This is a genomic window from Mycolicibacter senuensis (assembly GCF_003284925.1).
GTDB lineage: Bacteria > Actinomycetota > Actinomycetes > Mycobacteriales > Mycobacteriaceae > Mycobacterium > Mycobacterium algericum_A.
On record NZ_QMEX01000002.1, the window covers coordinates 54,357 to 74,930 of the forward strand.

The following is a 20,574-nucleotide window of genomic DNA, read 5'->3' on the forward strand; positions in this document are numbered from 1 at the left end:
GCAGCACCGGCACGGAATACCGCGCTGCGCCGAGACTCAAGGCAGGTGCGCGACCAGCGCCTCGGCGTCGGCGATGCTGCGCAGCAAGTCGTTGAGGTGGGTGCAGGTGCTGGTGCCGACCAGCTCGTGACGCACCCGGAAGTGCAGTTGTAGCAACGTCATTCCGGTGATCCGCGCGGCGCTGTTGACCGCGCCGGGACACTCTTGCCAGGGCAGCACCCGCGGTGTGGCGCGCGCCGCCACGATGACACCGCTGTCCATATCGACGGTGGCTGCCAGGGTGTACTCGTGGATGATCGTTTCCCGGCCGTCGGCGCGCACATAGGTGTCACGGAACATCGCGTCGATTTCGACGTGTGCGTGCTGCGCGGCGGCGTGGACATCGAGGCGCCGACGCCGGCGCATGCCGTGCACCGGCAGCTCCGCCACCGGATGCCATGCCAGCGGATCGCCGTGGTCGATGTCCGGGGCGATCGGCCCGGTCACGGTCGCCGGATCACCACCCTCGAACGAATTCATCAGTAGGCCCCCGGTCACGAACCCCGCGCATTGGTCGGCCACCGGCAGATAGCCCGACTTCGTGGTGTCACCGAGCAGTCCCGACGCCGACAACGCATGCCCGGAAATCAGGGCGGTCACCGGAACATCGTCGAGCAGCGTGTACCGCAGATCACGGTTTTCGCGCAAATCCGGAGCCACTGTGTCCGCGGCGGCACGGAATCCGCTCATGGCGGGCGCGCCGGCGAGCCGTGACATGCCGGCAATCGGCGGGTCGACGTCAATGTGCCGAACGACGCGGGGCACCAATTCGACGGTTGCGTTCAGCTCCGCGGTACCCAGCTCGGTTGTGGTTCCGTCGAGGCCCGTCACCAAGTCGCGGGCCCGGCCCGTCAGATAGACCGGATCGAGGGAATCCTTGTCGCGGGTCATGTCGATCGAACTGGTCCGCCGCACCGAGCCCGGGTGCCGCGGCGGAGTGGCTCTGGTGGGTTCGTGCATCCCATGCAGCGGATGCAGTTCAAAGCTGGGCGAACCCAAATCGGTCACTGCCATCGCGAACCTCCGATAGGTATGTTGCGAGTCGCCAACGGTATTGAACCGGGTGCTGTGTTGACCCAAGTCTGCCACTGGGGTCGTGGATCAGGTGTCATCCGAGGCTCCGGCTTCCAGCCGCGTCTCCATCGGGACGAAGGCGTTCCAGGCCTGCCGCTGCGATGCTGCCGGGTCAGATTCCACCCGTGCGGTTCGGTCGAAGATCATGACGGCCCGGTCGTCGTCGTCGGAGTAGGCGGGCCAACCGGCACCCGGTATCCCGGTCGCGGCGAAGGCTCGCCAGCGGCCCAGCATGTCGTCGGTGACCCGCAGCGCCGCCCGCCGGTCGCCGGCGAGTGTCAACAGCCGGCCGAGCCTGGTGCGGTAGATGTCGAAAACTGCCAGCAATTCGGTGCCGTGGGTGGGGCCCATTTTCAGCCAGTGCAGGATCCGCGGTGCGTAGTCGTAGCGGTACAGGTAGGTGGGCCGGTGTTTGCCGTGCGCCTCGGCGATCTGCCACGCCGCCAGCCCGAAAAAGCGGTCACCGCCGAGCCGGATGCACACATCGGCGCGCGGGTAGCCCGGGTAGGCGGCATCAATCCGGGCACGGACGGCCGGATCGGCCTCTGCCAGCATTTCTTCGATCAACGGCTCGGTCAGCGGCATGTAGGCAAGCATCCGGGTGAACAGCCGGCCCTCGTCGAGGTTGCTGCCGACGATCAGCGGGACCGGGTGAGCCTGGCCGTCTGCCATGGCCTGGAGCGGATCCTGCGGCAGATAATCGCCGTCGATCGACGGCCCGAACGGAGCCGCTCCCATCGTTTCGCGCGCCGTTGACTTGAGTAGCTGGTCGACGGCGGCGATGAGCCGCGTCGAGTCGGCCTGCATCAGGGCCGCAGCGCCGTCCTGCGGGTGAGCACCCAGCAGCGCGACCAGCTTCTCGGCGAAACCGGCCGCCTCGTCGGCCGTACGGACCAAGCCAAGGGTCGTGCTCTCCACGACGGCGCGGGCGAACAGACCCGCGGCGGCAGGAACGGCCAGCAAGGTCGACACCGCATGCGCACCGGCGCTTTCCCCGATAATGGTCACCTTGGTGGGGTCGCCGCCGAAGTCGGCGATATTGTCACGCACCCATTGCAGCGCCAGCACCAGATCCCGCAGGTACAGGTTGCCGTCGATGGTCACATCCGGGGTGGACAGCGACGACAGGTCCATACAGCCGAGCGCGCCAAGCCGATAGTTCACCGATACGAAAACACAGCCACGTCGCGCCAGGGCCGCGCCGTCGTAGGGGGCCGAGCTACCGAGCATATAGGCTCCGCCGTGAATGAAGAATATGACCGGCAGTGGCTCGTCGCTGATCGTGGCGGGGGTAAACACGTTCAGCGTGAGACAGTCCTCGCTGATCGGCTGGAACCGGCCGAGTCCCATGACCGTATAGATCCGCCGTTGCGGAGCCGCGAAGCCGAATTCGTCGCAGTAGCGCGCTCCGCTCCACGGCACCGGTGGCCGGGGCGCCCGCAGCCGCAGCGGGCCTATCGGCGGCTGGGCGTAGGGGATGGAACGCCACCGGATCACGCCTTCGCGGGTGAATCCGACGACGACTCCCGAATGTGTGGTGACCTTCTCATTGCGTATTCGCGTCATCTCGTCTCCTACGTTGTTCCCAACCTTGCGGCAGTCCACGTTGTCGAAGAACCAGCGCCCGTCGAGTCGGCGCATCGCCATGACGCTCCATTAAAGACGGAATCTCGCAGTTGGCCGCAGAAACGCCAAGAGAGCCACCGCCGATTCGCGGCTTGGGTCCCGGCAGTGAGCTGATCCGCGCGGGAAGGTGTTGGACGTTCGCCGAGGATTCGGTGATGCTGGACCGTGCATCCCCCGCCATCGAACAAAAAAGGAAACGCGATGCAGGCTCCCCGCGCATTAGCGCGTTTCAACAAGCGCGTCAGCAATCCCATTCAAATGGCGTGGGCGCCGTGGTTGCCACCGTTCGCGGTGGTGGAACACACCGGCCGCAAGAGCGGCACGGTATACCGGACGCCGGTGTCAGCGTTCGCCAAGGACGACAACGTCGGGATTCTCCTGCCGTACGGCGACAACACCGATTGGATCCGCAACGTACTGGCTGCCGGCCAGTGCACCCTGCAGCGCAGAGGCCGCAAATACACGGTGACCGATCTGCGGGTGGTGGCCACCGATTCGCCGGAACTCCCGCCAACGGCGCGGCGCCTCGGCAGGCCGTTCAAGCACACTCTGGCCGGCAAGCTGCAGCCTTTGTGATGCACGGCCGGTCAGCCCTGGGCAACAACGTGAGTCGGCGTGAGGGTAAGGACCACGCGATTGTCCCGGGGGGCCGGGAAGGTGTCGGGGTCCTGACCGTAATGGCGGACGATGCGTTCGAACAGCGCCAGGCCGGGGTCGTCGTCGACCGTGGCATCGCCACGCACCTCCAGGGTGCGGAACGGATCGGCGGGGTCGATGATGAACAGTGTCGCCTTGGGGTGCGCGACGATGTTCTTGTACTTCTGCCGGCTGGTCATCAGCGACGTCTTTACCGTGTCGCCGTCGGCGAGGTACCACAGCGCGGTGACCTGGGGCATGCCGTCGGGGCCGATGGTGCTCAGTGCGCCGATACCGGGTGTTTCGATCAGGTCGCGGTGGGACTGCGGGATCGTGGGCATGTCACTTCCTGTTCGTCTGTCATCGCCTGTGTTGTCGATCTAACGGAGGCATTGCTCAACGCGCAAGCCGCCTAAGTGCGACACGACTAGGCGCTTCAACAGCCCGGCGAGAGTAGGGACCGTCAACCAACCCGCCGCTCTTTTAAACGGTAACTCAGTAAGCTATGTTCTGGATCACAAGCTTAGGAGTGTGTGTATGACCGGCACCGAGCCAGCGACTTCGACCACCCCCAGCGGGGCGCAGCGAAGAGAACCGAGTCCCGCGCTTTCGGAATTCACGAAAATGGACGCCCAGCAGGACAGCTCGCGGCCGGTGTGTCGCATCCAGGAGGGCACCGATTACTGGATGTTCACCGACTACGCGGTCATCCTGGACGGCCTGCAACAACCCGAAAAGTGGTCAAGCTCGGTCGTCGTCCCGACAGAACCCGACCCGCCCTACAAGTGGATCCCGATCATGCTGGATCCACCGGAGCACACCAAGTGGCGCCATGTACTCGGTTCGTATTTCTCGCCCGGCCGGGTCACCGCCATGCTGGATGACCAGCGCCGGCTGGCGGGCGAGTTGATCGACGCCCTTGTGCCGAAGGGTGGTTGTGACTTTGTCACCGATATCGCGCAGGTGTTCCCGGCGACCGTCTTCTTGAACATCATGGGAATGCCGCTGACCAAGCTGGATGAGTTCCTCGGCTGGGAAGACATGATCCTGCACACCGACGAGGTCGGCGAGGCCGCCAACGCGACACGCTTCGCCGGGATGCTCAAGGTGCAGGAGTACTTCTCGGGTCTCATCGCGGAACGGCGCGCAAATCCGGACCCCGATGCGCAGGACATCGTGAGCAACGCTGTCGAGTGGACGATCGACGGCGCTCCGGCAACCGACCTGGAAATCCTCAACTGCCTACTCTTGTTGTTCATGGCCGGATTGGACACGGTCACCAGCCAGGTGTCGTACGCGATGCTGCATCTGGCGACTCATCCAGCGGACCGGGCTCGGCTGGTGGCCGAGCCGGCTCTTACGGCACACGCCATCGAGGAGCTGTTGCGCGCCTACCCGATCGTGCAGACTGCGCGAAAAGCCACTCGCGACATGGATTTCCACGGCTGTCCTGTCAAGACCGGTGACATGGCCTTATTCCCCCTGGCCGCAGCCGGCCGCGACCCCGACGCGTATCCCGACGCGCGGAAGGTCGACTTCGACCGCAAAGTGGTCCGGCACCTGTCCTTTGGCGCAGGTCCGCATCGTTGCCTCGGCTCGCATCTGGCACGGCAGGAGCTGACAGTCCTTCTGCAGGAGTGGCACCGCCGCATCCCCGAGTACGAAGTGGTCGGGCAGCCCACCGAGCATGGCGGGCAGGTGTGGGGTCTCGACACTCTGCAGCTCAGCTGGACCTGATCGGTGCGGATCATCGTCACCGGCGCGAACAGCGGGGTGGGCCGGGCCACGGCGACTGCGCTCGCAGCCGAAGGCCACCAGGTGCTGATCGCGTGCCGTACCCTGCGCAAAGGACAGGAGGCCGCCGCCGCGATGGGCGGCGACGTCGAGGTGCGCCATCTCGACCTCGCCGACCTCTCGAGCGTTCGATCGTTCGCGGATTCCGTTGATTCCGTGGATATCCTGGTGAATAACGCCGGTGTCCTCGGTCTGCCCCTCACCCGTACCAAAGACGGATTCGAAGCGCACATGGGTACCAACCACCTCGGCCACTTCGCGCTCACCTGTCTGTTGGGTGATCGCATTCGGGATCGTGTGGTAGTGGTCACCAGCAGTAACTACGCGGCTGCGCGACTACATCTCGACGACCTGAACTGGAACCGCCGGCGATACCAGCCGTGGGCGGCATACGGAGAATCGAAGCTGGCCGGCCTGCTGTTCGTTCGTGAACTGGTGCGGCGTGGCCACACCGCGTACGCGGCGGACCCCGGCATGGTCGCCACCGAGATCACCCGCGACGGTTCACCGTTACTGCAGTGGCTGGGCCGAACGGTGTCACCACACATCGGTCAAAGCCCTGCCGACGGGGCACGCTCGACCCTTCAAGCGATCCATACCGACCTTCCCAACGGCACCTACATCGCGCCGCGGGGGCTGGCGCACCAATGGGGTAAGCCCAAGCCGGCCAAGCTGCGCGCCAAGGCAACAGATCCGGACAGTGCCCAACGGCTCTGGGCGCTCTCCACGGAGTTGACCGGCTGCGACTGGCCCGCGGCCTGACCGCGCCACTACGGGGCTGTGCCGGCGGGACCGTCACGATGAAAATGCCGGGCAAGATCACCGAGCGCCTCGATCGCGACGCCCACAGCATGCTCTACTTCTATGGTGCGCGAAAGGAATTCACCACCAGTACTGCCCCGTGCCTCCAGTCCCGGGACCACGAAATGGCGGAACCGGCGCCGCACCACGTCTGCCGACCGGTCCAGATCTTCGGCGGCCAGATAGGTTTGCTCAACGAGGAAGTCGACAAGTTCGCTGATCGGCAGGTCGGTGCGCACTTCACCGTTGCGCCGACCTTCCTCGAGTACCGGACTGATCACGCCCATGGCAACCTCGTGGACCCTCGGGTCTTGCACCGAGGTCGAATGCTGCGCGATCAACGCCGAAATGCTCGGATCGGTGGGCAGTTCCCTGGCGGTGTAGATCAACGCCGCCTCCAGCTTGGCGAACGTCCCGGTACGCTTGGCCATCAGCGCGTCCACCGCAGCCACATGGCGCCGGGCACGCAGCAACGCGACCTGGACCAACACCTCGGAGATGCTGCCGAGTTGACGAAACGCGGTGGCCCGGGAAACGCCCGCCCGGCGGGCAATCGCCTCCATCTGCACCGCGGTGATTCCGTGTTCGGCAATTTCGGCATCCGCAGCCAGGATCAGCCGACCGCGGACCGTACCGTCTTCCGGGGAGATCTCGGCTGCAACCGTCATCGCTTCGATCTGGCCATTAGGTGATCGCCCCGGCGATCTTCAGGTCGATCAGCTCCTCGTCGCCCAGACCCAGCTCGCGCAGCACGTCGTCGGTGTGCTCGGCGAACTGCGGCGCCCGGGTCAGCGTCAGCGCCGCCTCGTCGAATTTGACCGGATTTGCCACCAGCTTTTGCGTATTACCTTCCGCGTCAACCACATCCACGATGCGCCCGTTGGCGAGCAGCGCCTCGTCGTTGGCGATCTCCCAAGCGTCCTGTACCGGCGCCCACTGACCGCTGGACTGATTCAGCAGTCGCTTGCATTCCTCGAATGTGCGGCTGCCGATAGCACCGGCGACCAGGGCATACGCTTCGTCGGCGTGGGCCGCCAGTGACTCCAGCGACGCGAACCGTTCATCGTCAGCTGCATCGTCGAGGCCGAAGAGCCGGCAGAAACCCGACCAGTACCGGGTCGGCTGCAGCATCGACAGCTGAACGAAATGGCCGTCGGAGCAGCGGTAGGCACCCGTCAGCGGGTTGCCCGGGGCCTGCGTGCGCCGCTCGATCTTGGGTAGCGGGCCCTCGTAGAGCATTGCCAGATTGACACTGAACTGGGTGGTCCAGGCGCCCACCGCGAGCAGCGATACGTCGATGACCGAGGATTCGCCGGTCGTCTGCCTCCCGTACAGGGCGGCAGCCACCGCACCGGCGATGGTGATGCCCCCGATGTTGTCCCCGTACGCGCCGGCGGGCATGAAAGCGGGCACCTCGGCATCCGGCGGGGTGACGCCGTCGGCGCTGCCACCGCGCGCCCAGAAGGCGGTGGAATCGTAGGCGCCGGTGTCGCGATCGGCGCCCTGGGAGCCGAATCCGCTACCCGCGACATAGATGATGTCGGGGTTGATCCGTCGGATTTCGTCGACGTCGATGCGCAGTTTCGCGCGCGCGCTGGGCAGGTAGTTGGTCAGGAAGACATCGCTGCGCCGAACGAGCTCTTCGAACACCGGACGCGCTTCGCTTTGCGTCAGCGACAACCCGACGCTACGTTTCCCGCGGTTGGGTGCCTCCATGATCGGCGCGAAGGAGGATCCCGGCTTGCTGGCGAGCTGGCCCAGCACCTTGACCAAGCCGCGTTGGGCGTCCCCGGTGACCGGGTTCTCGATCTTGATGACGTCGGCTCCCCAGTCGGCGAGCACGGCACCGGCCGACGGCACGAAGGTGAACTGGGCGACCTCGAGGACCCGGACGCCGGTCATGGGTTTGCGCATTTAACCCACGCCCCATTCCAGTGGCAGCGAGTTCAATCCGAGCTGGCCGCCGCTTTCCTGCAGTTCGGCGCCATCGGCCACCCGGTAGTTGGGAATTCGCTTGTGCCACTCCTGCATCGCGATCTGCAGCTCGAGCCGTGCCAGGTGTGATCCGAGGCAGCGGTGCGGTCCGGCCCCAAAAGCGATATGACGATTGGGTTTTCGGGTGATGTCCACTGTCTTGGCATCAGGAAATGCTGCCTCATCGCGGGTAGCGGCGATCAACGGAATGTTGACCATGTCGCCGGCCTTCATCGGGCATCCCTGAATCTCGATGTCTTTGACAACTTTTCGGGCAGGTATCACGATCGCGTAAGCTCGCAGGAATTCCTCTACTGCGGAGTTGACGACGCCCGGATCGGCGAGAATCCGTTCTCGGTCGCTGTCATTGCGGGCCAGATGCAAAAAGATCCAGCCCAAGGTGACCGAAACGGTGTCCAGTCCGGCCATGAACATCAGCAGACAGAACGACAGCAGGTCAGCGTCCGAGACGGGCTCACCGTCGATCTCGTATTCCAGTGCCTTACTGACGATGTCGTCGCGAGGCTCCGCGCGCCGCTCGACGATGATCTCCCAGAACCGGCCCATCACCGCCATCATCGCCTCGATCTGCTTCTGCTGACCACTTTCGCTGCCGAGATCGCCGTGCAGGATGGCATGTTCCCATTCCATGAACTGATCAAGCTCGTCGACGGGCAGCCCCATCAGTTCAAGAAAGATTGTGGTCGGGAAACGCTGGGCGAATTCGGCCATGAAGTCACACGATCCCCGGTCGACGAACGCGTCGATCAGATCGGCCGCTCGCTGACGGATGGTGCCTTCGAGACGCTCCACCGCCTTCGGCGCGAACAGCGGTCCGAGTTGATTGCGCCACTGCTTGTGCTCGTCACCGTCAAGCATCTCCGGGATCCACTTGTATTGCGGCTCAGGATCGAGAGCGGTGACGACGCTGTTGGAGAACACCTCGGGGTTCTGCATGATCTGCAGAATTCCCTCGTAGTTCACCACCGTCCAGAAGCCGGGGCCGAACTCGTTGCGGAACCAGGGAAATTTCGCCCGCAACTCGTCGTACGTCTGCATCCAGGTGCCCGCCGGCTTGACCGCCGTGTAGTCGAAGTTCAGCACCGGACAGCTGTCGGCACGGTTTTCCACAGTGGTCACGCCAGCCCCTCCCATCATGCGATTTGTCGGGCGAATAGACTCAGTATTGCGACTGCTGCCGGAGACAGTATCAGCAGGGGGTGGGCAAGTCGAGACTCGGGTCACATTTCCGGCTCTTGTCCTGTGTCTGAACAACGAGTCCGCCGATGCAGACGCGAACGGAGAAGGCGACCGCGTCCCGGCAGAGGCCCTGAACGGCCTCTCGGTGGCGACGTGGAACCCGTCAGCTACACACAGCCGTTGGCGCATATGTCGACCGGTGGCGCGTCTTCCCGATGCTGGCCGTCTGCCGGCATCTCGGGAAGTGGCTGGCCGTTGACCACCGCCGAGCCCTGGGTGAGGTCGATGTCATGGTCGAGATCTGGTGCGGTGGGCATCAATCTGCACAAGAAGGTGGCAGCGAATTGGCATGGGTCGTCCACTGGATCGGCAGCGGCGGGGGCGGCGACTCCAAGCCCCACCACGATCGTGCCGATGCCGGCAATCACTGCCTTCTTCAGCGGGACCATGTCGGTAGCGTAAACCAAGACACCGAGCACCGGCGGAGAACGCGGGGTCGAGAAGACTTGGACGCCCCCCGAGCGAGCCGTATTGTGGCAGGCGAGAAGCGCCCGTCACGCACCCACCCGTCGGCCTGCACTCCCTCGGACACAAGGAGGTTCACCTACATGAGCATTACCGGTCTTATCGCTCTCCTCGGATCGGAACGGTCACATGCCCGCTGAGGCCCAGCTCGACCAGTCGGCGTACCAACGGCCGCAGCTGCGATTGGCGCCGAGTCCGACGGCCGAATCGAAACCGTTCTGGACCGGCGGCGAACGTGATGAGTTGCTGATCTTCCGCTGCCAGAGCTGCGAACATTTCTTTCATCCGCCGGCCCCGGCGTGCTGGCGGTGCCGGAGCACCGATGTGGCTCCGGAGCCGGTGTCCGGGCGGGCCACCGTCGCCGCCTACACCGTCAATCGGCAAGCGTGGATTCCCGGCTACGAGCCGCCCTACATCGTCGCAATGGTCACTCTTGCCGAAGAGAACGATGTCCGGCTGATTTCCAATGTTGTCGATGTCTCCCCGGAACAGATCAACATCGGCATGCCGGTTGAGGTGTTCTTCGAAGATTGGACCGCGATGTCGGGCGAGGATGACAGCCGGGTGTGGCTGCCGCTGTTCCGCCCCGTCACGGCCGCGTAATCAACTCCCGACAACCGCTCACCCTGACCGTGAGGGTGCGCAAAATGCCACCTTTTGCGGCGGGTCGGTGTACAGACATGCACGCTCGCGCAAGAGGACGAGCTGACTGCTCACCGTGCCGTTATGTGATGACGAATTCGGGGATGCGGTAACCGCTTTCCCCAAGGTCGACGATGCGCAGCGCTACCCGCTGTCCGATCCGGACATCGGCGGGATCGGCGTCGATGACGGCGTTGATCCGCAAGCCCGGTTGCTCGGCCAGTTCGACGAGGCCGACGACGTACGGGGGCACCCGGCCTGGAACGAGCGCCTGGCGGACCACGATGTAGCTGAAGATGGTGCCCTCGCCGCTGACTTGCTCGAAGTGAACGGGACCGCCGGTGAACCGGCTGCGTTCCAGCGGCGGGTGGATCCACTTGCCGGTGTCGTCGCAGCGGCACAACATCAGCTTGCCGTTCTTGAGGCCCTCCCAGTACGGCGCGGTGTCAGGGTCCGCAACCGGAATGGGAGGCAGTAGTAGCGCGGGATTGGTCATAGCTTCTCCCTGCTGTAGACGTTCGCGCCGCCGAAGGGTCCGCCACCCGCGGTCACCAGCGCGAGCTGTGCGTCGTCCACCTGACGTACACCCGCGGCATGGCGCAGTTGCAGCACCGCCTCGTAATGGTGATTCAAGCCGTGGATGTAGCCCTCGGAAAGCAGGCCGCCATGCGGATTGACCACCACGTCGCCGCCGTAGCTGGCGCGGCCGGTGGAGAAGAACTTGCCGACCTCCCCCTTTTCACAGAATCCAAAGCCCTCCAGAGTGGCCATCACGGTGTAGGTGAAGCAGTCGTACATACACGCGACGTCCATGTCGGCCGGTGTGAGTCCCGTCCTATTCCAGATCTTCGGACCCGCCGTGCGCGAATACATTTCGGTGGGATCGTCCCATTCTGTCCAGCCGGCGCCGCCTTGAGAATTCGACGATCCGACCAGCCATATCGGCGGTGCCTTCGTATTGCGGGCGATGTCCTCACCGACGATCAGGATCGCCACCGCACCGTCCACCTCCGACGTGCAATCCAGCACCCGAAACGGCTCGTTGATCCAGCGGGCCGCCAGGTAGTCGTCCATGGTGAGCGGCTCGCGGCGTAGCGCATGCTCATTGGGACCGGCGTGGCGGCGCTGCGTGATCGCGATCTGCCCGAGGTCCTCGCACGTCGAGCCGTACTCATGCTGATGCCTGCGGGCCCACATCGCGAACCATTGTGGCGGCACCATGAACCCCGACGCAGTGTCGAATTGGTCGTGATGCGGTACCTGCGTCGGCCCGTCGACGTGCCCGAAGCGGTAGCCCGACCGGCCGTTGAGCGCTCGGTAAACGAGTACCGCCTTGCACATCCCGGCCTCGATCACTGCTGCGGCGGTGGCGATCTGGTCGGCGACCAGGTTGCCACCGCCGTACATGGCATTGGCCCAAGCCAACTCGTCGATGCCCAGTGCCCATCCGACGAAGATCGGCTGCTCGGAGTCGTTGACCATGTAGGTGCAGATCCCGTCGATATCGCCCGGTGTCAGCCCGGCGTCGGCGATCGCGTCCCGGCACGCGGCCACCGCCATGCCCCGGGTGGTGCGACCAGAACTGCGGGTATAGGTGGTGCGCCCGATTCCGACGATGGCACAGGTCATCTGGCCCTCCTCTATTTCGGCGCCGGTTCGCGCGGTAGGCCGAGAATGCGCTCAGCGACCAGGTTTCGCAGGATCTCCGACGTGCCGCCCGCGATGGTCAGGCAGCGACTGAACAGGTAGTCGTGTGGGATTTTGGCCTCAGCGCCGGTCAGTACGGCCGGACCGGCGATGCGCAGCGCCAGTTCCGCGACACGTTGGGCGTGTTCGGCGCCGAAGAGCTTCGCGATGTTTCCCTCGATCCCGGGGCCGGTATCGAAGACGGCCCGTGCTGCCTGCCGAAGATTCAGCGCCGCAAGCGCATACGCCTCGATGAGCAAGGCTCCGGCGTCGCGCGCCAAGCCCTGGTCGCCGGCGCGGTAGCGTGCCAACAGCTCGATCAGTTCCTCGGCGACTATCGTCACCGAACCACCGCCGATGGAGACCCGTTCATTGCCGAAGGTCGCCATCGCCACACCCCACCCGGCGTTGACGGCGCCGAGCACGTCGCGGTCGGGCACGAAGACTCCGTCGAAGAACACCTCGTTGAACAGGGTCTCGCCGGTGATCTCCGTGAGGGGGCGGATTTCCACTCCCGGCGCCGCGAGGTCGACGATCAGCATCGTGATGCCCTTGTGCTTGGGCACGTTCGGATCGGTGCGCACGGTGGCCAGCCCGCGCTGGCATTTCATCGCGTCACTGGTCCACACCTTCTGCCCGGTCACCACCCACCCGTCGTCGGCCCTGGTGGCCTTGGTCGCCACCGCCGCGGCATCCGAACCGGCACCGGGCTCGCTGAACAACTGGCACCAGCGCAGCTCGCCTTCCAGGCTGGGCCAGACCAAGCGCTGGAGCTGTTCGGCGTTACCGTGCTGCAGCAGCGTGGGCACCACCCATTCGCCGAGTCCGAGGCTCGGCTTGTCGAGGCCCTGCAGCACCTCCTCGATGACGAGTTGCTCGATAGAGTCGGCGCCCCGCCCGTACGGTCGGGGCCAGTGCGGCTCCAGATAACCGCTACGCGCCCAAAGCCGTTGCCGTCCGGCGTTGTCCGTTCGCGCGAGTTCGTCGCGGAATTCCTGTGCGGCCCGCCGGTATTGCTCGGCCTCCGGTGGCAGGTCCACGGTGTGGCGCCGCCGCAACCCGCCGCCCTGTAGTTCGATGACCTGGTCGCGCAACGCCTCCGGTCCATCGACGAAGGTCAGCAACACCGTCGCCCGCCGGACGTAGAGGTGCGCGTCGTGCTCCCAGGTGTAGCTGATGCCGCCGTGCACCTGCACGTTCTGCAGCGCGACCCGCTGGTAGGCGGGCAGGACATGGCCTGCCGCCATCGTGACAGCCAGCTCGGCCTCCGGCCCGTGTGCCCGGGCGGCATCCCAGGTGACCGCCGCCGCCAGTTCGGTGTCGACCAGCATGTTCGCGCAGTGATGCTTGACGGCCTGGAACGAGCCGATCGGTCGGCCGAACTGCTCGCGCGCGGTCGCATAGGTCGTCGCCATCTCGGTGCACGCCGCCAGGCCCCCGACCGCCTCGGCGGCCGCGAGCAGGCGCACGATCCGGGCGGCCGCCCCTGCGGCGCCCGGCAGGACGTCGGCGATGGGCGCCGACTTCAACCCGACAACAGTGACCGGCAGCATCAGCAGGTCGAGGGCCTCGGTGCGGGACGCGGTGACGGCGTCGCCGGCCTCGACCAACACCAGATCGTCTCCGATCGGAACAAGGAACACGTCGGCGTCCGGTTCGCCCAGCGCGGCGACGGTGTCGGCAGAGACACCCGAATCGCTCCGCTCCACACCGCTGGACGTGGCAGCTGCTATCCCGGCCACCGCATCGCCGGACACCAGGCGCGGCAGCCACCGCTCGCGCTGCTCGTCGGTGCCGGCCTCGGCGATGACCGCCGACACCGCCACCGTCGGCAGGAATGGTCCGCCGATGGCCGCGCGGCCGAGTTGCTCCATGACGACGGCCAGCTCGGGCAGGCCGTAGCCCTGCCCGCCGAACCGCTCCTCGATGTGCAGGCCCAGCCACCCGGTGGAGACGATTTCTTTCCACAGCCCGTCATCGCGCCACCAGCGACCCCTGGTCTGCGTATCGAGCAGGATGCGGCGGGCACCCGCTGTCCCTGCACGCCCGGCCACCATCGCCTTGGCCACGTCGGCAAGTGCACGGTGATCTTCAGTTATTGCCAATGGCATTTGGAATACTCCATTCTCGTCAGGTTGTCACCGGGTGTTGCCGTACCGCATGAAGGCCAGCAGGTCGCCCACTACTGATCAGCCACCCGGCGCGGGCCGCGGGGCTTCCAGCCCGTCATCGAGACGGTGGTGAGGTCCAGCGTTTCGTGCAACGACATCTTGCCCGCCATCACACGTTTGAGGAACTCCGACATCACCGTGTCAGGATCGCGGTCCAGTTCGTAAACCACCAGGTAGCGGTGGCTCGGCGGCGGCAACACCGCCGGCAGATCCTCGTCCTCGGGCACGGTGAGCTCGCAGAGGTCGTAGCGTTGCGCGGCGACGACGCCGGGCACGTCGAGAACCTCCGGCACATGCGCAGTGTCGTACCACTGGTTGAAAACCTCGTCCTGCCCCGGCACAGGGTTGGTGAGCACAAGGAAGAGATTCTCGGCCACTCCACACGCCTTTCCGAGCGGGTTCGTCAAGCACGTCGACGTCACATTATGACAGTTGACTGTCACGGTCAACGCGGGTGCCGTCGCAACGTCGAATCGGTTGACGACTGACAGTGAACTGTCATAGTGTTGCGGACCACGGTCTCGGCTGCCGTCGGTTCCGGATTCGCCGCGCGGGCACCGGGTCTTCGAACCGGAAGGCGCGTAATGAGATTCACTGTGTACCTGCCGAACTGTATGAACGTCGCCGCGATCACCCAGCCCTGGGAGCACAGCCTCACCGGCCAAGACATCGCCCGCGTCGCGCAGACCGCGGAGCAACTCGGCTACTCGATGGTGTTCTTGCCCGAGCACTTCCTGACGCCGACAACACACCTGGAGCTCTCGGGCAACCACTACTTCGACGCCACCACCGCTCAGGCCTTCATCGCCGGCGCGACGTCGAGGATCACCATCGGCTCGATGGTGACTATTCTGCCGTTACACAATCCCGTCGTGGCCGCCAAAGCCATCGCAACGCTGGACTGGTTCAGCGGTGGCCGGGCGCAGGTCACGGTGGGAGTCGGCTGGCTCAAGGAGGAGTACGACGCGGTCGGTGTCCCGTTCACCAAACGGGGCCGGCTGGCCGACGAGTGCCTCGCAGCGATGTTTGAGCTGTGGCACAGCGCTACGCCGAGCTTCGACGGCGAATTCGTGAAATTCAGCGACATCGCCTTCGGGCCCAAGCCGATCAGCAACCCGCACCCGGTCTTATGGATGGGCGGAGACGCCGATGCCGTGCTGCGCCGGGCGGCCCGCTTCGGCGACGGATGGGCGCCGTGGCTGACCAAGCCGGCGGAATTGCCCGCCAAGATGGACTATCTGCGGTCCCAGCCGGGATTCGACGACCGGCCGTTCTCGGTGTTCTACAGTCTGGCGATGCTGTCGGTCGGCCAGGAGCACGCCGTCGTCAACGATCCGCATGCGCAGTTCGGCCAGAGCGCACAACAGGTGATCGACAGTTGCGGCAGGCTCGCCGAAGCCGGAGTGACCGACACCTGGGTCAATCCGCCGCCGTTGAACGATGTCAACGCCTACCTCGACCACATGCAGTGGGTGGCCGAAGAGGTCATCCCCAAGGTGGATTGAATGCCATCGCGCGACCGGATCGCCACCAGTCGACGAGCGCCTGAGCATGCGCTGCCGTTGTAATGTCAACACAACCGACGAGGTCGAGGAGGATGGCCGATGGCACGCGGTGACCGGTCACCACGAAGCGAACATGCGGACCGGACCCGGACGGCACTCCTGGAGGCCGCGCTGAACCTGTTCAGCGCCAACGGCTATGACCACACCACCACCGACGAGATCGCCCAGAGCGCGGGCGTCTCGCCTCGGACCTTCTTCCGGTACTTCCCGACCAAGGAATCGGTGCTGTTCTTCGGTGAGTACGACTTCACCGAAGCCGCCAGCAGAGTTTTCCTGGCCCAGCCCGAATCGGTGTCCGACTACGAGGCGCTGCTGAACTCCTATGCCCTGCTGGCGCCCGGGCTCAAACGGATCCGCAAACGCATCGCGCAGTACCGCGAGGCGGTGACGTCGTCGTTGGTGCTGGTGGGCCGGGAGACGAAGAACCACGAGGCGAATGCCGAGACCATCGCGAACGTGGTGGCCCAGCGGCGAGGCTTACCGGCACCCGACGACGAGTGCCGGCTGCTGGCGGCCGTCGGTATGCTCCTCGTCGAGCGGGCGGTCAACCAATGGCTCGCGACGTCCGGCCAGGCGCTGGATGATCTTATCCGCCAACAGTTCGCCGCCCTGCCGGCTGTGCTGAAGTGATCGCGCTGACTGTCATCCCCGCGGGTCATCGAACCTGGTGCCGTCCGGGCAGGGCCGGGGCGTGTCCGGTCCGCAGAATTGGGTGCGCAGGTAACTCGGGTACGTGTCGGTCGGCCCGGCGTATAGCCCGGCGAAGTTGACCGGCACGTCATAGGCGCCGATCGCCATCACGTGCAGGAACCCGGTGACCGCCAGCACTCGGAGCAGGGACTTGGTTCGCGCGCCGGCCCGGAGAGTTTCGATGCCGCTTTCGACGCGGATCTGGCCGCGCTTGTTCCGGAAGAACATCAGAGCGCCACTGGAGCTGAGCACCAGGGACCACAGCACCGGGCCGTAGAACGGCAGCTGAACGGTCTGTCCGGCCCATAACGTGACGGCGGGGATGGTGGCGGGGTAGCCGACAACGCGGTGGTGCACGGCGAAGATCTCCAGTGGAAACTCGAGGATGAAGACCGCCAACCACCCGCAGCAGAAGGTGCGAACCGGCGCCAGGGCCGGCCGGCGTTTGCGGGCGCGGGTCATGCCCCAAAACGCGATCTTGCCCATGACCAGCGGCATCCAGATGTAGACCATGCCGATCATCAGCACGGGTTCGGCCATCAGCCGCCCGTCCGGGCTCAGCCAGCCCGGAATGTTCTCGGTCCAGTTGCCGAAGTTGACCATGCCGGCGTTGTAGAACAGCACGGGCTGGAACCAGTTGATCAGGGGATCGTGCCACCACGCGATCGCCGACCCGATCACGATGGCCGCCTCGACGCACAGTTGACGCTCACGCAGGCTCTTGCCAACGACATAGACGATGGTGGCCACCGCGAGGATGGGACACGCGATCTGGAAGGCCAGGATCGCGATCCGGCTGCCCCCAGGGATCGGGTCAGGCCCCGGATCGACCGGCGTGGCGTTTCCGGACACGATCCACGAAATGTAAATACCTGCGGCCAGGACGACGCAAATCGCGCCGACCGTCGACCAAAATAGCACCGGCCTAATGGTTTTGATCTGCGTCTGCCCGGCGATGGCCGGCTCGACTTCGCTGAAGTCGCCACTGCTCTTGAGATCTGTCACCGCTACGACTCCTCTTCGGCGCATTGACGGTTGCCCAAAGATGGCAGTTCACTGTCATATTGTCAATGGTCGAAGTGGCGCATGGATAACCACCTGGGCCTGGTCGATCTCGTAGACCACGGTGCCGGCGGGCCACGCCAATCGTTAGGCTCGCGCGCCCACAGGTGGAGAAGCGCAGGGAATCGACCGACCCGAACAATTCATTTGAGCGTCTCGGTTGGGACGCCGTAACGGTCCTGGTACGCCGCAACCTGATCGCGCACGGCCGCCGCGTCCAGACCGGTGTCGGCCCAGGTGTAGCGGCTGCCGCCGCCGTCGCCGGGATGTGAGGCGAGATAATCGCGCATCCGCTGCTCGGTGCTCGCCGGCAATTCGCGGTCCAGTTTGTCGTAGATATCTCTGATGGTGGCGAACGGATCGCGCATGAAGTCGGCGAAACGGACATCCACCACCCGGCCCGGCGGCAACGCGCCGCTGTCGCGGAACTTCATTTCACGTTCCAGCCCGACGACGATCTCCTCCCGGGATTGGGCGGCGGCCTCCTGGATGCCAGGGTCGTCCGATGCCATCCGCCGCAGGTGAGCGGTGAGCGCACTGACCGAGGAGATCACGTTGAGGGGATCGCGGTGGGTCTGGACGATCAGCGCGTCAGGGTACTCCCGCACCAGAACGTCGAGCTGCCACAGATGGGCCGGCGACTTGAGCAGCCACTGTCCCGCAACACCGGACTGCAAGTGCTGCAGGAATTGCCGGTGATAGCGGTATGCCTCGCGGTGATCGGCGTCGTACAGCAGCCATTTGTAGTAGTTCGGCAGGCGGTATTGGACGGAGAAGATCATGCTGCAGAACTGTCCGGCGGTCATCCGCACGCATTCCTGCCCGACGAGCGCCCCCATCGGGTGGAACGTCTGGAAGCCGGGCATGAGCTGCTCGGCCAGATCGATGCTGGCCTGGGTCTCGGCGATCCGCGGGTCGGTCTGGTAGGTCTCGGGGTCGGGCACCGGGAACGGCCGATCGACCTCCCAGGTCAGCGGTGGCCGCAGCTGCGGGTCCTGGGCGAGCAGGTCGTAGAGGATGGTGGTGCCGGTGCGCGGCTGGCCGACGATGACGATCGGTTGGCGGATCTGCTGTTCGGCGACTTCGGGGTGGGCACTGCGCCACCCGGTGATGTGCAGCCGGTTGGCCAGCGCCATCAGCACGTCTGCGGCCGCGATCTCCACTCCCAGATCGGACAGTCGTGCCTCGTTGATCAGGTCGTGCACCAGGCGCTCCAGCCCGCCTCGCCAGGTCTGGTCCTCGCCGAAGTCATCGCTGCCCGCCAGACCGCAGGCCTGTTCTATCAAGCGGTCGGGAACCAGGCGTTCGCTCGCACTCATGGCTTCGCCCCTTCACTGCGCAGACCGACACGCACCTTTGGCGGCTGCGGGTTGTCCAGCCACCGCAGAATCACGAAGCCGCGGTGGCGCCCGCCGGTGTCCAGCCAGTGTCCGTGGCCAAAGTCTTTGGCGCCGACGGCGATACGAACTTGCCCGTCGGCGTCGGGTTCAACGCCTTTGTCCGTCACCGAGCTGTGTCGACGCCGCGGCTCCAGGCACTCGTGCCAGATGTTTTCCAGGGTGACATTCCAGTACCGGGTGTCGGGCGGTTCGAACTCCAAGACCAGCGACTGGTCCGGTTCCAGCGCGAACGTGCCGATCATGTACAGGTTGTCCGGCGTGGTGTCGGCGGCACCCAGGTCGGCGGCCTGCGCGGTGTGCAGGGTGTTCGACTCGGTCAGCAGTTCGGGTTTGATGGTCCGGTGCAGTGTCGAGAGCTTGACGATGGTCCAGGCCATCGACGTGAACTGTTCGGCCAGTTCGGCATCCGAGATCGGCCGTGCCTGCGCGTCGCCGATCGGCTGGATATCCAGCGTCGCGGGCTTCTCTGTCGCGGCGTCGCCGATGTACTCGCGCACCACGATCGAGGACGAATCCTCGGGTATCGGAATCCACTGGGCGCCGTCGAGCTGGTCTGCCGGCGGCTCGGTGGCCGAGAACACCAACGCGAACTCCCCCGCGTCGAGCCGGAGGTCGTGATCGCTGACGTAGGCGCCCATTCGTCGTGGTGTCATCCCGACGCCGGCCAGCACCTGCAGGCCCAGATACGCGGTGCTACCGCGCCGGCCCGTGACCCGGTAGGCGCGGTCCCCGCGAATCATCGCCAGGTAGTACCTGCCGTCGGGATTGGGCCCGCCGATCATCCGAGCGGGCGTGCACATATCGAAGAACCACGGTGCGTCGGGGTCGGCGTCGACGGACAGTTCCGAACACAGCGCGGCGGCCCGCGCGACGACGCGCAACCCTTCGAGTAACTCGCGCTCGTTCTGGGCATCGGCCTTCACAGCCTCGGTGATATCGCCAAGAACCTTTTGGACAAACGACCATCCCTCCAAAGCCTCTGGCGCCCAGCTGGTTTCCATATCAGGTGTCCTCTCGCACTGCCGGCGGGAAAATGAGACGATGTCTCATTATATCCCGATTCCCGTCTCGGCGGCAGGGTTACAGTGAGACCATGTCTCAGCAGGTTGCGGTCAATGTCCGTAAACGCAAGGCCACCCGGGAACGAATCGCCGACGCCGCGGCACATCAGGTCAGCGAGAACGGCCTCGCCAAGACCACCGTCGAACAAATCGCCAGCGCCGCCGGGATTGGCCGCGCCACCTTCTTCCGGTACTTCAGCTCCAAAGAAGACGCCGTATCCGAGGGGATGACCCGCCGCTGGCTGGACCTGATCACCGCAGCGATCGCCGCTCAACCCCCCGGACTGTCCGCACAGGACGCCGTGCTGGCCGCCTTCGCCGACCTGGCCGCCGGGTTCGCCGAGATCAGCGACCAAATCAAGGAATTGGCCACGCTGACCCGGTCCTCACCAACGCTTAACGCATGGACGCTGCAGATCTACGTCGGTTACGAAAACGCGATCGCCGAACTGATCGCTCCGCGGCTATCAGATCCTCCCCCCGATGATCCACGGCCCAGGCTGATCGGCGCGCTGGCCATGACATCCGTCCGTATCGCGCTCGACGACTGGCTGCGCCATGGCGGAAGCCTGCCCGACCGCGTGCACCGGGCGTTGACGTCCGTGTCGTTTCGTTAGCTATTGCTCGC

21 protein-coding genes are annotated in these 20,574 nt (G+C 65.3%); 7 read left to right on the top strand and 14 right to left on the bottom strand.

The genetic code is table 11. From position 1 onward, the window contains the following. Positions 1–36: 36 nt before the first annotated feature. Together DQP56_RS01445 and DQP56_RS01450 are read right to left on the bottom strand one after the other, a co-directional pair. On the bottom strand, positions 37–1,047 hold the full coding sequence (locus tag DQP56_RS01445; RefSeq protein ID WP_205868776.1) for a DUF2889 domain-containing protein: 1,011 nt from the start codon (positions 1,045–1,047) through the stop codon (positions 37–39). A 93-nt stretch (positions 1,048–1,140) separates the two neighbouring features. Continuing rightward, entirely contained in the window at positions 1,141–2,679 is a 1,539-nt protein-coding gene (locus DQP56_RS01450) for a carboxylesterase/lipase family protein (RefSeq protein ID WP_112683324.1), read from the bottom strand. A gap of 225 nt (positions 2,680–2,904) precedes the next feature. Here DQP56_RS01450 and DQP56_RS01455 point away from each other — a divergent pair, with 225 nt between their 5' ends. Beyond that, positions 2,905–3,315 (top strand): nitroreductase family deazaflavin-dependent oxidoreductase, encoded by a 411-nt coding sequence (locus DQP56_RS01455; protein ID WP_353617085.1) that lies wholly within the window; start codon positions 2,905–2,907, stop codon positions 3,313–3,315. An 11-nt stretch (positions 3,316–3,326) separates the two neighbouring features. Here the strand turns inward: DQP56_RS01455 and DQP56_RS01460 are convergent, their stop codons facing one another. Further along, on the bottom strand, positions 3,327–3,716 hold the full coding sequence (locus DQP56_RS01460) for a PPOX class F420-dependent oxidoreductase (protein WP_112683221.1): 390 nt from the start codon (positions 3,714–3,716) through the stop codon (positions 3,327–3,329). A gap of 283 nt (positions 3,717–3,999) precedes the next feature. Between DQP56_RS01460 and DQP56_RS01465 the strand changes: the two genes are divergently transcribed. Both DQP56_RS01465 and DQP56_RS01470 read left to right on the top strand, forming a co-directional pair. Then, positions 4,000–5,112, top strand: coding sequence for a cytochrome P450 (locus DQP56_RS01465; RefSeq protein ID WP_234825441.1), 1,113 nt, complete (start codon positions 4,000–4,002; stop codon positions 5,110–5,112). 3 nt (positions 5,113–5,115) lie between these two features. Then, positions 5,116–5,931 carry an SDR family NAD(P)-dependent oxidoreductase gene (locus DQP56_RS01470; protein WP_112683223.1) on the top strand — a complete coding sequence of 272 codons (816 nt, stop codon included), beginning with the start codon at positions 5,116–5,118 and terminating at the stop codon, positions 5,929–5,931. An 8-nt stretch (positions 5,932–5,939) separates the two neighbouring features. Here the strand turns inward: DQP56_RS01470 and DQP56_RS01475 are convergent, their stop codons facing one another. From DQP56_RS01475 to DQP56_RS01490, 4 genes are all read right to left on the bottom strand, one after another. Beyond that, a complete protein-coding gene (locus DQP56_RS01475) occupies positions 5,940–6,638 on the bottom strand; it encodes a TetR/AcrR family transcriptional regulator (RefSeq protein ID WP_112683224.1) in 699 nt (232 codons plus the stop codon). A gap of 16 nt (positions 6,639–6,654) precedes the next feature. Continuing rightward, complete coding sequence (locus DQP56_RS01480) at positions 6,655–7,884, bottom strand: CaiB/BaiF CoA transferase family protein (RefSeq protein ID WP_112683225.1); 1,230 nt, start codon at positions 7,882–7,884, stop codon at positions 6,655–6,657. After that, positions 7,885–9,189: a cytochrome P450 gene (locus DQP56_RS01485; RefSeq protein WP_234825442.1), complete on the bottom strand. Its 1,305-nt coding sequence runs from the start codon at positions 9,187–9,189 to the stop codon at positions 7,885–7,887. Positions 9,190–9,311: 122 nt separating this feature from the next. After that, positions 9,312–9,593 carry a fibronectin-binding protein gene (locus DQP56_RS01490; protein ID WP_133258874.1) on the bottom strand — a complete coding sequence of 94 codons (282 nt, stop codon included), beginning with the start codon at positions 9,591–9,593 and terminating at the stop codon, positions 9,312–9,314. Between the two features lie 205 nt (positions 9,594–9,798). Here DQP56_RS01490 and DQP56_RS01495 point away from each other — a divergent pair, with 205 nt between their 5' ends. Beyond that, positions 9,799–10,272: a Zn-ribbon domain-containing OB-fold protein gene (locus DQP56_RS01495; protein WP_112683227.1), complete on the top strand. Its 474-nt coding sequence runs from the start codon at positions 9,799–9,801 to the stop codon at positions 10,270–10,272. Between the two features lie 121 nt (positions 10,273–10,393). Here the strand turns inward: DQP56_RS01495 and DQP56_RS01500 are convergent, their stop codons facing one another. From DQP56_RS01500 to DQP56_RS01515, 4 genes are all read right to left on the bottom strand, one after another. Further along, positions 10,394–10,807, bottom strand: coding sequence for a Zn-ribbon domain-containing OB-fold protein (locus DQP56_RS01500; RefSeq protein ID WP_112683228.1), 414 nt, complete (start codon positions 10,805–10,807; stop codon positions 10,394–10,396). Beyond that, a complete protein-coding gene (locus DQP56_RS01505; protein ID WP_112683229.1) occupies positions 10,804–11,940 on the bottom strand; it encodes a thiolase C-terminal domain-containing protein in 1,137 nt (378 codons plus the stop codon). The genes DQP56_RS01500 and DQP56_RS01505 overlap by 4 nt, the downstream gene beginning before the upstream one ends. A gap of 11 nt (positions 11,941–11,951) precedes the next feature. Further along, complete coding sequence (locus DQP56_RS01510; RefSeq protein WP_112683230.1) at positions 11,952–14,108, bottom strand: acyl-CoA dehydrogenase family protein; 2,157 nt, start codon at positions 14,106–14,108, stop codon at positions 11,952–11,954. Between the two features lie 71 nt (positions 14,109–14,179). After that, positions 14,180–14,545, bottom strand: coding sequence for a DUF4286 family protein (locus DQP56_RS01515; RefSeq protein WP_112683231.1), 366 nt, complete (start codon positions 14,543–14,545; stop codon positions 14,180–14,182). A gap of 207 nt (positions 14,546–14,752) precedes the next feature. Between DQP56_RS01515 and DQP56_RS01520 the strand changes: the two genes are divergently transcribed. Continuing rightward, positions 14,753–15,673 (top strand): TIGR03619 family F420-dependent LLM class oxidoreductase, encoded by a 921-nt coding sequence (locus DQP56_RS01520; RefSeq protein WP_112683232.1) that lies wholly within the window; start codon positions 14,753–14,755, stop codon positions 15,671–15,673. Positions 15,674–15,772: 99 nt separating this feature from the next. Beyond that, positions 15,773–16,363 carry a TetR family transcriptional regulator gene (locus DQP56_RS01525; RefSeq protein ID WP_112683233.1) on the top strand — a complete coding sequence of 197 codons (591 nt, stop codon included), beginning with the start codon at positions 15,773–15,775 and terminating at the stop codon, positions 16,361–16,363. A 12-nt stretch (positions 16,364–16,375) separates the two neighbouring features. Here DQP56_RS01525 and DQP56_RS01530 read toward each other — a convergent pair whose 3' ends face one another. The 3 genes from DQP56_RS01530 to DQP56_RS01540 all read right to left on the bottom strand — a co-directional run bounded on the left by DQP56_RS01530 (position 16,376) and on the right by DQP56_RS01540 (position 19,886). Beyond that, complete coding sequence (locus tag DQP56_RS01530; RefSeq protein ID WP_165824852.1) at positions 16,376–17,428, bottom strand: spirocyclase AveC family protein; 1,053 nt, start codon at positions 17,426–17,428, stop codon at positions 16,376–16,378. 200 nt (positions 17,429–17,628) lie between these two features. Next, positions 17,629–18,804 (bottom strand): sulfotransferase family protein, encoded by a 1,176-nt coding sequence (locus DQP56_RS01535; protein WP_112683234.1) that lies wholly within the window; start codon positions 18,802–18,804, stop codon positions 17,629–17,631. Then, positions 18,801–19,886, bottom strand: a complete 1,086-nt coding sequence (locus DQP56_RS01540; RefSeq protein ID WP_112683235.1) for a DUF1214 domain-containing protein — start codon at positions 19,884–19,886, stop codon at positions 18,801–18,803. The genes DQP56_RS01535 and DQP56_RS01540 overlap by 4 nt, the downstream gene beginning before the upstream one ends. A gap of 92 nt (positions 19,887–19,978) precedes the next feature. On the opposite strand from DQP56_RS01540, the gene DQP56_RS01545 reads away from it, so the two are divergent. Then, complete coding sequence (locus DQP56_RS01545; protein ID WP_112683236.1) at positions 19,979–20,563, top strand: TetR family transcriptional regulator; 585 nt, start codon at positions 19,979–19,981, stop codon at positions 20,561–20,563. Positions 20,564–20,574: the final 11 nt, after the last annotated feature.

Bases quoted from the DNA above. Each gene is read 5' to 3' on its own strand.
- DQP56_RS01450 (WP_112683324.1), bottom strand. From the start codon at position 2,679: ATGACGCGAATACGCAATGAGAAGGTCACCACACATTCGGGAGTCGTC.
- DQP56_RS01460 (WP_112683221.1), bottom strand. From the start codon at position 3,716: ATGCCCACGATCCCGCAGTCCCACCGCGACCTGATCGAAACACCCGGT.
- DQP56_RS01465 (WP_234825441.1), top strand. From the start codon at position 4,000: ATGGACGCCCAGCAGGACAGCTCGCGGCCGGTGTGTCGCATCCAGGAG.
- DQP56_RS01475 (WP_112683224.1), bottom strand. From the start codon at position 6,638: ATGACGGTTGCAGCCGAGATCTCCCCGGAAGACGGTACGGTCCGCGGT.
- DQP56_RS01480 (WP_112683225.1), bottom strand. From the start codon at position 7,884: ATGCGCAAACCCATGACCGGCGTCCGGGTCCTCGAGGTCGCCCAGTTC.
- DQP56_RS01490 (WP_133258874.1), bottom strand. From the start codon at position 9,593: ATGGTCCCGCTGAAGAAGGCAGTGATTGCCGGCATCGGCACGATCGTG.
- DQP56_RS01495 (WP_112683227.1), top strand. From the start codon at position 9,799: ATGCCCGCTGAGGCCCAGCTCGACCAGTCGGCGTACCAACGGCCGCAG.
- DQP56_RS01500 (WP_112683228.1), bottom strand. From the start codon at position 10,807: ATGACCAATCCCGCGCTACTACTGCCTCCCATTCCGGTTGCGGACCCT.
- DQP56_RS01505 (WP_112683229.1), bottom strand. From the start codon at position 11,940: ATGACCTGTGCCATCGTCGGAATCGGGCGCACCACCTATACCCGCAGT.
- DQP56_RS01510 (WP_112683230.1), bottom strand. From the start codon at position 14,108: ATGCCATTGGCAATAACTGAAGATCACCGTGCACTTGCCGACGTGGCC.
- DQP56_RS01520 (WP_112683232.1), top strand. From the start codon at position 14,753: ATGAGATTCACTGTGTACCTGCCGAACTGTATGAACGTCGCCGCGATC.
- DQP56_RS01525 (WP_112683233.1), top strand. From the start codon at position 15,773: ATGGCACGCGGTGACCGGTCACCACGAAGCGAACATGCGGACCGGACC.
- DQP56_RS01535 (WP_112683234.1), bottom strand. From the start codon at position 18,804: ATGAGTGCGAGCGAACGCCTGGTTCCCGACCGCTTGATAGAACAGGCC.
- DQP56_RS01540 (WP_112683235.1), bottom strand. From the start codon at position 19,886: ATGGAAACCAGCTGGGCGCCAGAGGCTTTGGAGGGATGGTCGTTTGTC.
- DQP56_RS01545 (WP_112683236.1), top strand. From the start codon at position 19,979: ATGTCTCAGCAGGTTGCGGTCAATGTCCGTAAACGCAAGGCCACCCGG.